General features: G+C 55.6%; 12 protein-coding genes. 4 read left to right on the plus strand and 8 right to left on the minus strand.

Annotation, left to right across the window (positions count from 1 at the left end; all coding sequences use genetic code 11):
* Position 1: 1 nt before the first annotated feature.
* From rplC to rpsL, 8 genes are all read right to left on the minus strand, one after another.
* Complete coding sequence (gene rplC / locus KOE80_RS15415; protein ID WP_003803046.1) at positions 2-676, minus strand: 50S ribosomal protein L3; 675 nt, start codon at positions 674-676, stop codon at positions 2-4.
* A 240-nt stretch (positions 677-916) separates the two neighbouring features.
* Positions 917-1759: an ATP-binding cassette domain-containing protein gene (locus KOE80_RS15420; protein ID WP_042489264.1), complete on the minus strand. Its 843-nt coding sequence runs from the start codon at positions 1757-1759 to the stop codon at positions 917-919.
* Positions 1756-3690, minus strand: coding sequence for a glycine betaine ABC transporter substrate-binding protein (locus tag KOE80_RS20565; RefSeq protein WP_226349465.1), 1935 nt, complete (start codon positions 3688-3690; stop codon positions 1756-1758). The genes KOE80_RS15420 and KOE80_RS20565 overlap by 4 nt, the downstream gene beginning before the upstream one ends.
* A 275-nt stretch (positions 3691-3965) precedes the next feature.
* Positions 3966-4277 carry a 30S ribosomal protein S10 gene (gene rpsJ, locus KOE80_RS15430; protein WP_003803053.1) on the minus strand — a complete coding sequence of 104 codons (312 nt, stop codon included), beginning with the start codon at positions 4275-4277 and terminating at the stop codon, positions 3966-3968.
* Positions 4278-4423: 146 nt separating this feature from the next.
* Positions 4424-5614 (minus strand): elongation factor Tu, encoded by a 1191-nt coding sequence (gene tuf, locus KOE80_RS15435; protein WP_009462422.1) that lies wholly within the window; start codon positions 5612-5614, stop codon positions 4424-4426.
* A 77-nt stretch (positions 5615-5691) separates the two neighbouring features.
* Positions 5692-7794 (minus strand): elongation factor G, encoded by a 2103-nt coding sequence (gene fusA, locus KOE80_RS15440; protein ID WP_035269563.1) that lies wholly within the window; start codon positions 7792-7794, stop codon positions 5692-5694.
* Positions 7795-7811: 17 nt separating this feature from the next.
* Positions 7812-8282: a 30S ribosomal protein S7 gene (rpsG, locus tag KOE80_RS15445; RefSeq protein WP_035269562.1), complete on the minus strand. Its 471-nt coding sequence runs from the start codon at positions 8280-8282 to the stop codon at positions 7812-7814.
* A 139-nt stretch (positions 8283-8421) separates the two neighbouring features.
* Positions 8422-8793, minus strand: a complete 372-nt coding sequence (gene rpsL / locus KOE80_RS15450) for a 30S ribosomal protein S12 (protein WP_003800872.1) — start codon at positions 8791-8793, stop codon at positions 8422-8424.
* A gap of 420 nt (positions 8794-9213) precedes the next feature.
* On the opposite strand from rpsL, the gene KOE80_RS15455 reads away from it, so the two are divergent.
* Genes KOE80_RS15455 through KOE80_RS15470 form a run of 4 tightly spaced genes read left to right on the plus strand, consistent with a single transcriptional unit; the run spans position 9214 to position 13786 of the window.
* Positions 9214-9918, plus strand: a complete 705-nt coding sequence (locus tag KOE80_RS15455; RefSeq protein ID WP_009464199.1) for a response regulator transcription factor — start codon at positions 9214-9216, stop codon at positions 9916-9918.
* Between the two features lie 5 nt (positions 9919-9923).
* Positions 9924-11018 carry a FecR domain-containing protein gene (locus KOE80_RS15460; protein WP_035269560.1) on the plus strand — a complete coding sequence of 365 codons (1095 nt, stop codon included), beginning with the start codon at positions 9924-9926 and terminating at the stop codon, positions 11016-11018.
* Positions 11019-11034: 16 nt separating this feature from the next.
* A complete protein-coding gene (locus KOE80_RS15465; RefSeq protein WP_226349466.1) occupies positions 11035-13002 on the plus strand; it encodes a CHASE2 and HATPase_c domain-containing protein in 1968 nt (655 codons plus the stop codon).
* Positions 12992-13786: an AraC family transcriptional regulator gene (locus tag KOE80_RS15470; protein ID WP_035269558.1), complete on the plus strand. Its 795-nt coding sequence runs from the start codon at positions 12992-12994 to the stop codon at positions 13784-13786. Before KOE80_RS15465 ends, KOE80_RS15470 begins: the two co-directional genes overlap by 11 nt.
* Positions 13787-13821 lie beyond the last annotated feature (35 nt).

Here is a 13821-nt window from a genome sequence, read left to right on the forward strand (position 1 = left end):
ATTAGGCTCCTTTCACAGCAGGGCGCACAACGATATTGGCATTCTTGTGACCTGGGACAGCGCCCCGGACCAGCAACAAGCCACGCTCGGCGTCGACGCGGATCACGTCAAGATTCTGAACCGTACGGGTAACGTCACCCATATGGCCCGACATTTTTTTACCTTTGAACACACGGCCTGGATCCTGGGCTTGACCAATGGAACCGGGTACGCGGTGCGAGCGCGAGTTACCGTGGCTGTTACGCTGGCCGCCAAAATTGTGGCGTTTGATGGTACCGGCAAAGCCTTTACCAATCGTGGTGCCCGTAACGTCAACCTTCTGACCCGCTTCGAAAATGCTTTCCACAGCAACTACGGAACCGGCGGAAAGCTCGGCGATAGCAGCGGGGTCGAGGCGGAATTCTTTCAGGATGCTGCCAGCTTCAACGCCAGCTTTTGCATAGTGCCCTGCCTGGGGCTTGGTAACGCGTGTTGCACGACGGGTGCCAAAGGCAACCTGTACAGCAGCGTAACCGTCAACTGCGGGCGTCTTGACCTGGGTGATGCGGTTGTTGGACACGTCCAGAACGGTCACAGGGATGGACTCGCCTTCCTCTGTAAACACACGGGTCATGCCAACTTTACGCCCAACAAGGCCCAGCCGCCACGCGGCAGGCGTAGGTGTCGAGTTCGACATCGTTTTCTCCATTCCTGACTACGATTGGTCAGGGCTAACTGAGAGTACACGCAATGATTTGCGCGACGACCATAGCCAAAACTTTTTGGCTAAGCTAGTAAATATAGCACGTGGCTGTAAAGCCAAGCAAGATTTACTGCAAAAATCTGCCCTAAACTGCTTGATTGACAACAGTTTTTTCGAATTTGGCCGTCGTGGCCATGCGTTCACGATCAGGAAAATTGATTCATGGCCAATTTTCTATTGATGTGCCTTATTGACGAAACGGGCCACGTATTCGTTCACCGGCTCATCACGAATTTGAGCCGGAGTACCGCTTTGTTCCACCCTGCCCTCGCGCAGCACCACGATGTGTTGGCCAAGCCGCAATGCTTCATCAATATCGTGAGTAATAAAGATGATGGTTTTGTTCAGGCTGCTTTGCAGGCGTAGCAGCTCGTCCTGCATCTCGTAGCGAATCAGGGGGTCCAGGGCCGAGAAGGCCTCGTCCATCAACAGAATATCGGCATCAACGGCCAAGGCTCGGGCCAGACCAACCCGTTGCTGCATCCCGCCTGACAATTCATCAGGGTAGTTATCCGCATAGTCTTGCAGACCCACACGCTCCAGCCATAGCCGAGCCTGCTCTCTGGCTTGTGAACGCTTGTCACCCCGCACTTCCAGGCCAAAGGCAACGTTCTCCACCACCGTTAAATGGGGCAGCAAACCAAAGGCCTGAAAAACCATGCTGATTCCATAGCGACGGAATTGTCGCAAGCTGGCCATGTCCAGTTGCAGTATGTCCTGTCCGTCCACCAGCACCTGTCCGGCACTGGGGTCAATCAGGCGATTGATGTGACGCACCAAGGTGGACTTGCCCGAACCGGACAAGCCCATGACGCAGGATATCTGTTGCGCGGGGAAGCAGGCATCCACGCCAGCCAGGCCCACGATGCAATCCGTCTGCTTTTGTACGGCCTGTTTGTCGGCTCCCTGCTTTAACAGTTCCACAGCTTCGGGTGCCCGATTGCCAAAGACTTTATAGACATCTCGCAACTCTATCTTGCAGGCCTGCTCGCCGGACGAAGTAGGAATGGTATTCATGCTTGCCTCCTGACCTTGCGGCGGTGACGCTGGGAGCGACCAAAGGATTGAGAGATTCGGTCAATGACAATGGCCAGGATCACAATCGCTACCCCCGCCTGCAAGCCACGTCCTATATCCAGGGTCTGAATGCCGGCCAATACGTCCTCACCCAGACCTTGAGCACCAATCATGGAGGCAACCACCACCATGGACAAGGCCATCATGGTGGTTTGATTAATGCCCGCCATAATGCTGGGCCGCGCCAAGGGCAAGGTGACCTTGGTCAGCATTTGCCAGCGCGTGACCCCATAGGCCTGTGCCGCCTCCATCACATGCTTGTCCACCTGTCGCAGACCCAGGCTGGTCAGACGAATCAAGGGAGGGACGGCATAGACCACGGTAGCCAGAACAGCGGGCACCTTGCCCAGGCCAAACAGCATCAGCACCGGAATCAGATACACAAAACTGGGCATGGTCTGCATCACATCCAGCACAGGCGTCAGCACTTTTCTTAGCAGGCGACTGCGAGCAGTCAGAATGCCAACCGGAACACCGATCAGCACGGAGAAGACGGTCGCTACCAGCACCAGAGTGAAGGTTTGCATCAGCTTGTCCCACAGACCCATGGCTCCGATCAGATACAAGCCACCCACATAGAGCAGGACGGGCAGAAAACGTCGCTGCCCCCACCAGGCCAACAAACCGGTCAAGGCCAGAATCGCCCAGGCCGGCACCTGCTGCAAGACACGCTCTACCGGCAAGATGGCATGCGTCAGAATCCAGGCGCTGATCTGGCGAAATCCTGTTCCCCAATCCTGTACGGCAACCAGCAACTGACGGTTCACCCAATCAGCAGCGGACCACTCCGGGAAGAAACGGGACTGCGCGGTGGCTGCGGGTTTTGTCGCCTGTGGCTCCAAGGCAGCCTGCAAGCGATCTGCCTGCGCCACCGGCATCCACTGACGCCATTGCTCTTCGTTTTCTTTCAGGAACTTCTGTACCTGCGTGCTGGCGTTCTGCCCGCCTTCGGTCATGCCCAAAATGATCTTGTTCATCTGCTCGGGCTCCAGCTGGATCTTTTCAAACAAAGCCACCAGCTCGGGATAAGACTCCACGAAAGGAGTAGAAGCCGCTACGCCTATATGCGCCAGGATAAAGTCCGTCGGGCAGATCTTGCCCTTGCCGGAAACTGCAGCCTCCCAGCAGCCTTCATTAAAAGGAGCACTGGCCAGCTTCTTGAAGGAGTATTTGGCCATAAGGCCAGCAGGCTGCCAGTAGTAGAACAGGATGGGTTCTCGCCTGTCATAGGCAGCACTGATTGCGGCGTCCAGCGCCGCACCTGTGCCAGGCCGGAAGTTTTGATAATGCTCGCCCAGCCCATAGAGATCGAACAAGCGGCTATTGAAGGTTTCACATACCCAACCGGAGGGGCAGTTATAGAAGCGGCCTTTATTCGGCTGCTCCGGGTCGCTGAAAACAGTGGCGTAGCGCCCTAGGTCTTCCACTTTCTGTAGATCGGGAGCAGTTGGCTTGATTCCCTTGTCCGGGTCACCATCGACGACATAATCCGGCACATACCAGCCCTGCTCGGCTCCGCCCTTCAAAGTATTGCCCAGCACCTGGACCTGACCAGCCTCGATGGCCTTTTCAATGATCTCGGTACGTCCTGACCAGATCTCGCCAATCACCTGAATATCATTTTGTGCCAGCGCACTTTCCAGAGCCGCCGAGGAGCCTGGAACCCGTTCGGTCTTGCAACCGTAGGCCTTCTCCAGAATCTGCTGATACAGCTCGGTGCTAAATGCTGCGCTTTCCCAGCTCAGGTCCGCCAGCCGTATGGGTTTGTCGTCCCCACACGCTTGCGCTGATGCACTGCTTCCCCACAGACATAGCCAGAGCGCCAGGAAATACCACAGGGCCAGGAACGGCTTTCGTCTCCGATTTATCATTCTTGTCCTCCTTCAACCCTGCTCATCGTCGCATTTGTAGCCCTGGCAAAGTGTGTCCGGTCGTAAAAAGTAGACCAAAACCCGCTTTTTCCCAATCACAACACCATGATGAACTAGCCATGAAACACCTGAGAGCAAAGCTCTTGTTCTGTTCAGGATAAACGGGCAGTCGCCATTGCTCCCTGCAGCGTCCGAAGGAAACGTGCAGACGAAAAAAAAAACGCCATGCAGTTGCATGGCGTTTCTTTCGATGTAACTCGAACAGCTAGGCAGAATTACTGCAGAGCGATTTCGACGTCAACACCGGCTGGCAAATCCAGACGCATCAGAGCGTCGACGGTCTTGTCGGTAGGATCGACAATGTCCATCAAGCGCTGGTGGGTACGCATTTCAAACTGATCGCGCGATGTCTTGTTGACGTGCGGCGAACGCAGAATGTCGTAGCGACGGATACGTGTTGGCAGTGGTACTGGACCACGAACAACAGCGCCGGTGCGCTTGGCGGTTTCTACGATCTCAGCAGCAGACTGATCGATCAACTTGTAATCGTAAGCCTTCAGACGGATGCGGATTTTCTGGTTTTTCATGGGTAATCCTAAAGAACGATATAAGTGGGGGCTTTTTGACCGGGTTTATCGATAACTCGAAGAAACGCTGACTAAAAAGCACCCCTTTTGGGGGTAGCAAAGACGCGGCGGGAAGGTTTGCACCTTCACACCGCGATCAAGGCTTATTACTTGATGATTTTTGCAACCACGCCAGCGCCAACGGTACGGCCGCCTTCGCGAATAGCGAAGCGCAGACCTTCTTCCATGGCGATAGGAGCGATCAGGGACACTTTCATCGAAATGTTGTCGCCTGGCAGAACCATTTCCTTGTCTTCTGGCAGCTCGATGGTGCCGGTCACGTCAGTCGTACGGAAGTAGAACTGAGGACGGTAGCCCTTGAAGAAAGGAGTGTGACGACCACCTTCTTCTTTGGACAGAATGTACACCTCGGCGTCGAAGTCCGTGTGTGGCTTGATCGAACCGGGCTTGGCCAGAACCTGACCACGTTCCACGTCTTCACGCTTGGTACCACGCAGCAGCAGACCGACGTTATCGCCAGCTTCGCCCTGGTCCAGCAGTTTGCGGAACATTTCAACGCCGGTACAAATGGTCTTGACCGTGTCTTTAATACCCACGATTTCGATTTCTTCGCCGACTTTGATGATGCCGCGCTCAATACGACCGGTCACAACCGTACCACGGCCGGAGATCGAGAACACGTCTTCAACAGGCATCAGGAAGGTACCGTCAACGGCACGCTCAGGCGTAGGAATGTAGCTGTCCAGCGCTTCGGCCAGAGCCAGAACGGCTTGGCTGCCCAGTGGGCCTTCGTCGCCTTCCAGAGCCAGTTTGGCCGAACCCTTGATGATCGGGGTGTCGTCGCCAGGGAAGTCGTACTTGGACAACAGTTCGCGAACTTCCATTTCAACCAGTTCGATCAGCTCTTCGTCATCAACCATGTCGGCCTTGTTCAGGAACACGATGATGTAAGGAACGCCAACCTGACGGCTCAGCAGGATGTGCTCGCGAGTCTGGGGCATTGGGCCGTCAGCGGCCGAGCAAACCAAAATAGCGCCGTCCATCTGGGCAGCACCGGTAATCATGTTCTTGACGTAGTCAGCGTGGCCGGGGCAGTCAACGTGAGCGTAGTGACGGTTAGGCGTTTCGTACTCAACGTGCGACGTGCTGATGGTGATACCACGTGCTTTTTCTTCAGGGGCGTTGTCGATCTGCGAGTAATCGCGTGCTTCGCCGCCGTATGCCTTGGACAGAACCGTGCAGATTGCAGCGGTCAGAGTGGTTTTACCGTGGTCAACGTGACCGATAGTACCGACGTTGACGTGCGGTTTAGTCCGTTCAAACTTACCTTTTGCCATGATTTATCCCAATTATGTTTTACAGGAAAACAAAAAAATTGTTGAGCAGCCCGCCATAGGGCGGGCTGATATTGCTATTACTTACCGCGAGCGCTGATCACTTCGTCAGCCACGTTCTTTGGAGCTTCAGCATATTGCTTGAATTCCATCGTGTACGTAGCGCGACCTTGTGTTTGCGAACGCAGGCTGGTCGAGTAACCGAACATCTCGGCCAGAGGAACCTCGGCCTTGATGACCTTACCACCACCAACCATATCGTCCATACCCTGAACCATACCGCGACGGGAGGACAAGTCACCCATCACTGTACCGGCGTATTCCTCAGGGGTTTCAACTTCTACAGCCATGGTCGGCTCCAGCAGAACTGGGGCAGCCTTGCGCATACCATCCTTGAAGGCCATCGAAGCGGCCATACGGAAGGCGTTTTCGTTCGAGTCCACATCGTGGTACGAACCGAAGAACAGCGTAGCCTTGACGTCAACCACTGGGTAGCCAGCGACCACACCTGCGGACAGGGTTTCGCGGATACCTTTTTCAACGGCAGGAATGAATTCGCGAGGAACCACACCGCCCTTGATGGCGTCAACGAACTCAAAGCCACCGCCTGCTTCCAGGGGCTCCAGCTTGAGGACAACGTGACCGTACTGACCACGACCACCGGACTGTTTGACGAATTTACCTTCGATTTCGTCGCAAGTCTTGCGGATGGTTTCGCGGTAAGCCACTTGTGGTTTACCCACGTTGGCTTCCACGCCGAATTCACGGCGCATGCGGTCTACCAGAACTTCCAGGTGCAGCTCGCCCATACCGGAAATAATGGTCTGGCCGGATTCTTCGTCGCTGCTGACGCGGAAAGAAGGATCTTCCTGAGCCAGACGGGACAAGGCCACGCCCATTTTTTCCTGGTCGGACTTGGTTTTTGGTTCCACAGCCTGCGAAATCACGGGCTCCGGGAACTCCATGCGTTCCAGAATGATGTGCTGACCGGCGTCACACAGGGTTTCACCTGTGGTCACGTCTTTCAGACCCACCACGGAAGCGATGTCACCAGCAACCAGTTCTTTCAGCTCGGCACGGTTGTTTGCGTGCATCTGCAAGATACGGCCGATACGCTCTTTCTTGCCCTTGATAGGGTTGTAGACCGTGTCGCCCGAACGCAGAACGCCCGAGTAAACGCGTACGAAAGTCAATTGACCAACAAAGGGGTCAGTCATCAGCTTGAACGCCAGAGCGGACATAGGCTCTTCGTCGTTGGCTTTACGATGAATGACTTCACCGTCATCGTCCGTACCTTCGACAGGTGGAATATCCACAGGCGATGGCAGGTAGTCGATCACGGCGTCCAGCATGCGCTGTACACCCTTGTTCTTGAACGCGGTACCGCACAGCATTGGCTGAATTTCGCAGGCAATGGTACGTGTACGCAGACCCAGGTTGATGTCCTCTTCGGAGAGATCACCGTTTTCCAGGTACTTGTTCATCAGGTCTTCGCTGGCTTCAGCAGCCGACTCGACCATTTTTTCGCGCCATTCTTCGGCCGAAGCTTGCAGCTCGGCAGGAATGTCGGTGTATTCAAACTTCACGCCGTTGCTGGCTTGATCCCAGATGATTGCTTTCATCTTGATCAGGTCAACCACGCCTTGGAACTCTTCTTCAGCGCCGATCGGAATAACGACAGGCACGGGGTGGGCTTTCAGACGCAGCTTGAGCTGGTCGTAAACCTTGAAGAAGTTAGCGCCAGTACGGTCCATCTTGTTGATGAAGGCCAGACGAGGCACGCCATACTTGTTGGCTTGACGCCATACGGTTTCCGACTGAGGCTGAACACCACCCACCGCGCAGTAAACCATGCAAGCGCCGTCCAGCACGCGCATGGAACGCTCAACTTCAATAGTGAAGTCAACGTGACCGGGGGTATCAATGATGTTGATACGGTGTTCTGGGTAATTGCCCGCCATACCACGCCAGAAAGCAGTGGTAGCAGCCGAGGTAATGGTGATCCCGCGCTCTTGCTCTTGCTCCATCCAGTCCATGGTGGCCGAACCTTCGTGGGTTTCGCCCAGCTTGTGGTTCACACCGGTGTAGAACAGGATGCGCTCGGTAGTGGTCGTTTTCCCGGCGTCGATGTGAGCCGAGATACCGATATTGCGGTAGCGCTGAATGGGGGTTTTGCGGGCCATGGTTATATGTCCTCAGATTACCAACGGAAATGGCTGAATGCTTTGTTAGCATCGGCCATCTTGTGCGTGTCTTCACGCTTTTTCATTGCACCGCCACGGCCTTCGGCCGCATCGGACAATTCGCCGGCCAGGCGCAAGTCCATCGATTTTTCACCGCGCTTTTTAGCGGCTTCGCGCATCCAGCGCATGGCCAGAGCCAGACGACGGACAGGGCGCACTTCGACAGGAACCTGGTAGTTAGCACCACCAACACGGCGGCTCTTGACTTCAACAACAGGTTTTACATTATTGATGGCAGCATTAAACACTTCGAGCGGATCTTTGCCGGTTTTCTGCGCAATTTGTTCCAGCGCGCCATAAACAATACGTTCGGCAACAGCTTTCTTGCCGGACAGCATGACCACGTTCATGAATTTGGCCAGCTCAACGCTGCCAAATTTTGGGTCAGGTAGGATTTCACGTTTGGGTACTTCGCGACGGCGAGGCATTTTAATTTCCTTGTGACTATTCAGTTGAACCGCTTTTCGCGGTCTCGGTCATTCATGACAAATGACCACTTACCTACCATGGCACTCAGGCCACGGTTGCACGGATCCAGATCAGTGAACTGATCGATGGATACATGGATTACTTGGGACGCTTGGCGCCGTACTTGGAGCGGGCTTGTTTACGATCCTTGACGCCTTGCAGGTCAAGAGCACCGCGAACAATGTGGTAACGCACACCTGGCAAGTCTTTAACACGACCACCACGGACGAGAACGACCGAGTGCTCTTGCAGGTTGTGGCCTTCACCACCGATGTAAGAAATGACTTCGAAGCCGTTGGTCAGACGCACTTTGGCGACTTTACGCAGAGCGGAGTTAGGCTTCTTGGGGGTCGTGGTGTATACACGGGTGCAAACACCGCGGCGTTGTGGGCAGTTCTCGAGCGCAGGGCTCTTGCTGCTAACGCGGCTGACTTCGCGCGGTTTACGCACGAGCTGGCTAATGGTTGGCATGACCTTTACGTATCCTATAACGTACTTTACGTACTGGTTGACGTATATGTTTTGAAAAACGCCGTCCAGTTGGCGGGTGTTGAAACCCTGGACCGGAAGCGGCATTGCGCAATACCACTCCCCATAAAACACGAAAAAGAGCGGTCTTGCACATGGCTTGGGCTTGATTTCAAGCACTAAAAAAGTGCCCGCAGCCCCTAAATTCAGGGCTGCCATCAAATTACTGCAAGGTGTACCGGCAAAGGATCCTTAAAGTAAGCTCTAAAATTTACCACAGTAAACCCTTATAGGTCAACGATTTGGACACCAATCCGGCAGTTTCCCGTTGTCACGGCACACGCATGGAAGCACTTGGTCACTCGCTATCTACATATCGTTATACTGCAGGGCTATTGCACTTCTGCGACAAGGACAATACCCATGATCATCGCTTCCCTGGAAGACGACCTCGTCCAGGCTGAACTGATTGCCCGGATCCTGACCGAGGCTGGCTATGAATGTCGCTCCTTTCATCAAGGAAAGGACCTGCTGGCCGCTCTGGCCAAGCCACATAATTTCGGTTTATTGCTACTGGACTGGGAACTGCCGGACGTCAGCGGCCTGGATGTGTTGCGTTGGGTTCGCACCACACTGGGCCATGCCCTGCCCGTCATATTCCTGACCAGCCGTACCCAGGAAGAGGATCTGGTCACGGGTTTGCAGGCCGGAGCCGACGACTATATTAATAAGCCCGTACGCAAGGGAGAGCTGGTTGCGCGCGTCAATGCCGCTGTGCGCCGTCTGGATCTGAGCACCTCGGCCACTCAGGACAGCCGCTTTTCGTTTGCAGGCTACGATATCTTTCCTGAACAAGGCCATATTGTGCTGAACGGTGAAACCGTTACTCTGGCGCCCAAAGAATTTGAATTGGCCCTTTTGCTGTTTCGCAACCCCGGCCGCCTGTTCTCGCGTGATGTTTTAAGCTCCGCGGTCTGGAACCGGGAAATTCCGGCCACCTCCCGTACGCTGGACACTCACCTGTCCAACATACGCCGTAAACTCCAGTTGCGACCCGAAAACGGGGTACGCCTGACGGCGTCTTACGCCCTGGGCTATCGCCTTGAACTTTTGACCGACCCTAGCTGATTTCTATGATTACTTTGCGTATCGCCGCGCCTCTCGTTTGCGGCCTGATTTGGGGTGGCGTCGTGTCAGCCCAACCTTCTGGCGCCCGCGGCGAAAATTTTGTCTATAAAGTGCTGGCCGGTGACACCTTGCTGGGCATCTCCCAGACCTACACCCGCCAGGACCGCAACTGGTCCGAAATTCAGCGACTGAACGCGGTGGCCGATCCCTACCGTCTGCCTATTGGCAAAGAACTGCACATCCCATTTCGCATGATTCCGGAAGTGCCCGCCCCCGCCCGTATCACTCACCAGACCGGCCAAATTCTTGTGAACGGTCAAGCACTGGGTGCAGGAACGACTCATTTGCAAGAAGGCGACCTGATCCGCACAGGCAGCAATGGCTACCTGACGCTGGAGTTGCAAGACGGCAGCCAACTGAGCGTACCCGCACAGGCATCCTTGAGCGTGGCTCGCATGCGTGCCTTTGAAGGCACCGGCCTGACCGACTCGATCATCGCTCTGGACGATGGCGACGTGGAATCACGCGTTTCCCCGGAAAAAACCGGCGTAGGTCGCTTTGAAGTCCGCACCCCTGTCAGCATTACCGGTGTACGTGGCACCGAATTGCGTGTGCGTACTCAACAAGGCATGGCTCACAGCGAAGTGCTGGAAGGCCGGGCAGAATTGGGAACCCAGCAACGCAGCACCCCCACTGCCCTGAAGCAGAATCAAGGGGCCGCTGTAGGCACAGATGGCAATATCATGGCGCTGGAGCCTTTGTTGCCCGCTCCGCAGATCTCCACGCCCGAGCGTCGCGGTGGCCAATGGAACAGCACGATTCAGGCCGTGCCCGGTGCCCAGGCCTATCTGGTCCAGACCTCTACCGACCCGCAAGGTGCCAAGCTGCTGTCGCGTAACATTACGACAGATACGGATATTCAGTTCGGTGCCTCGCGTCCCGGCACGTACTACGTTACCGTTCGTGCCATTGACCGCCATGGTCTGATGGGCCCGGACACAATCGAAAGCTTTGAAGGCGCAGCCAGCCTGACCAGCTCGGATGGTCAAGCCGTGGTCAGCAATTTTGGCGATCCAATCCTGCTCTCTCAGTTCGAGTAGCTAAACGGCGTACGGCATGAGCAGCCCAGCCCCCAGAAACAACAAGCTACTCTCTGACCGGATTCGGAAAGAGTGGCATCTGGTTTCGGGCTTGCTGATGCTGCTGACCTTATTGTTCAGCTCCCTGCGTGACGACTTCGCGCTGGGCAAGCTGAACAACCTGATTTACGACTTCACCATGGCAGCCGCTCTTCCACAGGCTGCGCCCCCGGATATTGTCATTGTCGCCATCGACGACTACAGCATCGCCAACCTGGGCTTTTGGCCCTGGCGACGCATCAACCATGCCCAACTGCTAGGCCGTCTTGAACAGGCTCGTGCTGTCGGCATCGATCTGGTTTTTCAGGAGCCCAACCCGGCTTACCCCGATGATGACCTGGCTCTATCAGAGGCCATACATCATCACGGACGCGTTGTGCTGCCAATGATCTATGACACTCAGCGGCAGGCCGTGCATACCGCCATTCCCGTGCTCAGCCAGGCAGCCAAGGCGTCGGGCTACATCAATATCGAACCTGATTCAGATGGGGTAGTGCGCCGTGTCGCCCTGCAGCAGACGACCCCCTTGGGCCGTGTGCTGCCGCACTTCACGATTGCCATGTTGATGACAGGCGGAGATGTGGATCTGGCCCTGCAAGCTCTGGACTCCAGTCAGAAAGACATTCCCCACATTCCCTTTCTGGGCCGCAGCGGTCACTTTCGGACCGTGCCTTACTTCAATGTCCTGAACGGCGATATTCCGCCCTCTTTCTTCAAGGACAAGTATGTGCTGGTGGGAGCCTGGGGCAGTGGACTGGGCGATACCTTTCCTACCCCTTTGTCCAAAGCCGGCATGAGCAGCATGTCGGGCGTTGAGATCCTGGCCAATACCTTGCAAGCCGTACGCAGCAATCATTGGGTGCGCACCCCACCGGCCTGGTTCATTGCGCTGGCCAGTTGCCTGCCAGTCCTGCTGGCATGTCAGGTTCTGATCTATCTGTCGCCACGCGCCACCTTGCTGAGCCTGATCGGGCTGGTCTTTGCGATCCTGCTGGTGAACTGGATCGCCATGCATGGCTTCAATCTGTGGATTCCGCCACTAGCCAGCCTGATCACTGTTCTGTTGGCCTACCCGCTATGGCACTGGCGCAGTCAGGAGGCTGCCCTGAATCAGGTGACCGAAGAACTGAACAAGCTGCAGCTGGAATACCCCGATGTCAGAACTGCTTTGAACGAGCGCCTATCGGGCTTAAGTACACGTAACCTGCCTCATCGTCTGACCCAGCTGCATAAATCCATCAATCTATTGCGCCAGGCCCAGACCAAGCGTGAAGAAACCTTGCGCTTCATTTCGCATGATATGCGGGCGCCCCAGAACTCCATCCTGGCACTAACGAGCTTGCAACGTCAGGATGACAGCAAGCTGCCGCCAGATCAGTTTCTGCACAAGATGGAAGGCTATGCCGAACAAACGCTGGAACTGGTGGACAACTTCATCAGTCTGGCACGGGCCGAAGCCATGGAAATGGTACTGAGCCCGCTGAACCTGTTTGATCTGCTGGCAGACTGTCTGGATGACGCTTGGGCCAGCGCCAGCAAGCGCTCTATCAGCCTGAACTTGAACGACTCGGCGCTGGTCTGGGTGAACGGCAATGCGCCCATGCTGCGCCGCGCCTTTACCAACCTGATTCAAAACGCCATCAAGTACGGACCGGATGGCAACCAGATTGATATAGACCTTATGCTGGGCAACAACAGCGTTCAGGTATTCGTCAAAGATCAGGGCTGGGGAATTCCGGCAGAAAATCAGGCGACGATTTTTGAGCCTTATCATCGAGCCCACGAAAATACCGAAGGTGCACCTTCGGGTAGCGGCTTAGGTTTGGCCTTTGTGAAAACCGTGATCAACAAACACGGCGGGGATATTGTCCTGGACAGCACGCCTGAGCAAGGCTGTACCTTTATCGTCTCCCTGGCCACGATTACTATCTCCGATGAAGACTGAATTCTGGCGCGATGCCGCCCTGCCCTATGTAGAAAGCCGACGTGCCTGCAACAGCCGGATCTGCTATCAGGAACACAGCCACCCCACCTACTCGATTGGCGCCGTTGATGGCGGTGGCAGCGTCTTTACGGGCGCACCCGGCGGCCCGGTCCAGCTTGCACCAGGCTCTCTGGTCTTTGTCCCTGCGCACCGCAGCCATGCCTGCAATCCTTTGCCAGATCAGTCCTGGAGCTATCAGATGCTGCATCTGGATGCGGGGTGGCTGGAGCAGCTTTGGCAGGAAAGTACAGAGTTCAGACTTCAAGCCCAGGAGCCCATCCGCGTTAGTCACGAGCCGCTGCTTTATGCAGCCTACTGTGACTTGAACTCGCTCTTGTTTTCAGCCGCTCCTCTACTGAGTAAAGAAGCAGCCCTGATCGACTTTTTGCTGCACCACGGCTCAGCCCAATCCCAGCCTTTGGCACCCGCTCCCCCACCTAGCCCCATCTTGCAGAAAACCCTGGATCGCTGGGTTGAAGGCCAATTAGCCACTATCCCCCTGCACGAACTGGCCCAGGAAACCGGCTTTAGCCGCTACCAGCTGATTCGCGCCTTTCGTCGCCATACCGGCCTGACTCCACAGCGCTGGCAATTGAACCAACGTATCAATTTGGCCCGAAACGCCCTGCGCCAAGGTGACGAGCTGGCTGATATTGCCTATCGCCTGGGCTTTGCCGACCAAAGTCATTTTCAGCGTGTCTTCAAGCACTACACCGGTGTCACTCCGGGCCAGTACCGCAGTTAAAGCGCGCGCACTTTTATTCAATACGGCACCCACGC

The sequence above is a fragment of the Alcaligenes sp. 13f genome (genome assembly GCF_020496585.1).
Lineage (GTDB): Bacteria > Pseudomonadota > Gammaproteobacteria > Burkholderiales > Burkholderiaceae_B > Alcaligenes > Alcaligenes phenolicus.

Excerpts from the sequence above, each read along its gene's own strand:
- rplC (WP_003803046.1), bottom strand. The coding sequence starts at position 676 with ATGTCGAACTCGACACCTACGCCTGCCGCGTGGCGGCTGGGCCTTGTT.
- KOE80_RS15420 (WP_042489264.1), bottom strand. The coding sequence starts at position 1,759 with ATGAATACCATTCCTACTTCGTCCGGCGAGCAGGCCTGCAAGATAGAG.
- KOE80_RS20565 (WP_226349465.1), bottom strand. The coding sequence starts at position 3,690 with ATGATAAATCGGAGACGAAAGCCGTTCCTGGCCCTGTGGTATTTCCTG.
- rpsJ (WP_003803053.1), bottom strand. The coding sequence starts at position 4,277 with ATGAAAAACCAGAAAATCCGCATCCGTCTGAAGGCTTACGATTACAAG.
- tuf (WP_009462422.1), bottom strand. The coding sequence starts at position 5,614 with ATGGCAAAAGGTAAGTTTGAACGGACTAAACCGCACGTCAACGTCGGT.
- fusA (WP_035269563.1), bottom strand. The coding sequence starts at position 7,794 with ATGGCCCGCAAAACCCCCATTCAGCGCTACCGCAATATCGGTATCTCG.
- rpsG (WP_035269562.1), bottom strand. The coding sequence starts at position 8,282 with ATGCCTCGCCGTCGCGAAGTACCCAAACGTGAAATCCTACCTGACCCA.
- rpsL (WP_003800872.1), bottom strand. The coding sequence starts at position 8,793 with ATGCCAACCATTAGCCAGCTCGTGCGTAAACCGCGCGAAGTCAGCCGC.
- KOE80_RS15455 (WP_009464199.1), top strand. The coding sequence starts at position 9,214 with ATGATCATCGCTTCCCTGGAAGACGACCTCGTCCAGGCTGAACTGATT.
- KOE80_RS15460 (WP_035269560.1), top strand. The coding sequence starts at position 9,924 with ATGATTACTTTGCGTATCGCCGCGCCTCTCGTTTGCGGCCTGATTTGG.
- KOE80_RS15465 (WP_226349466.1), top strand. The coding sequence starts at position 11,035 with ATGAGCAGCCCAGCCCCCAGAAACAACAAGCTACTCTCTGACCGGATT.
- KOE80_RS15470 (WP_035269558.1), top strand. The coding sequence starts at position 12,992 with ATGAAGACTGAATTCTGGCGCGATGCCGCCCTGCCCTATGTAGAAAGC.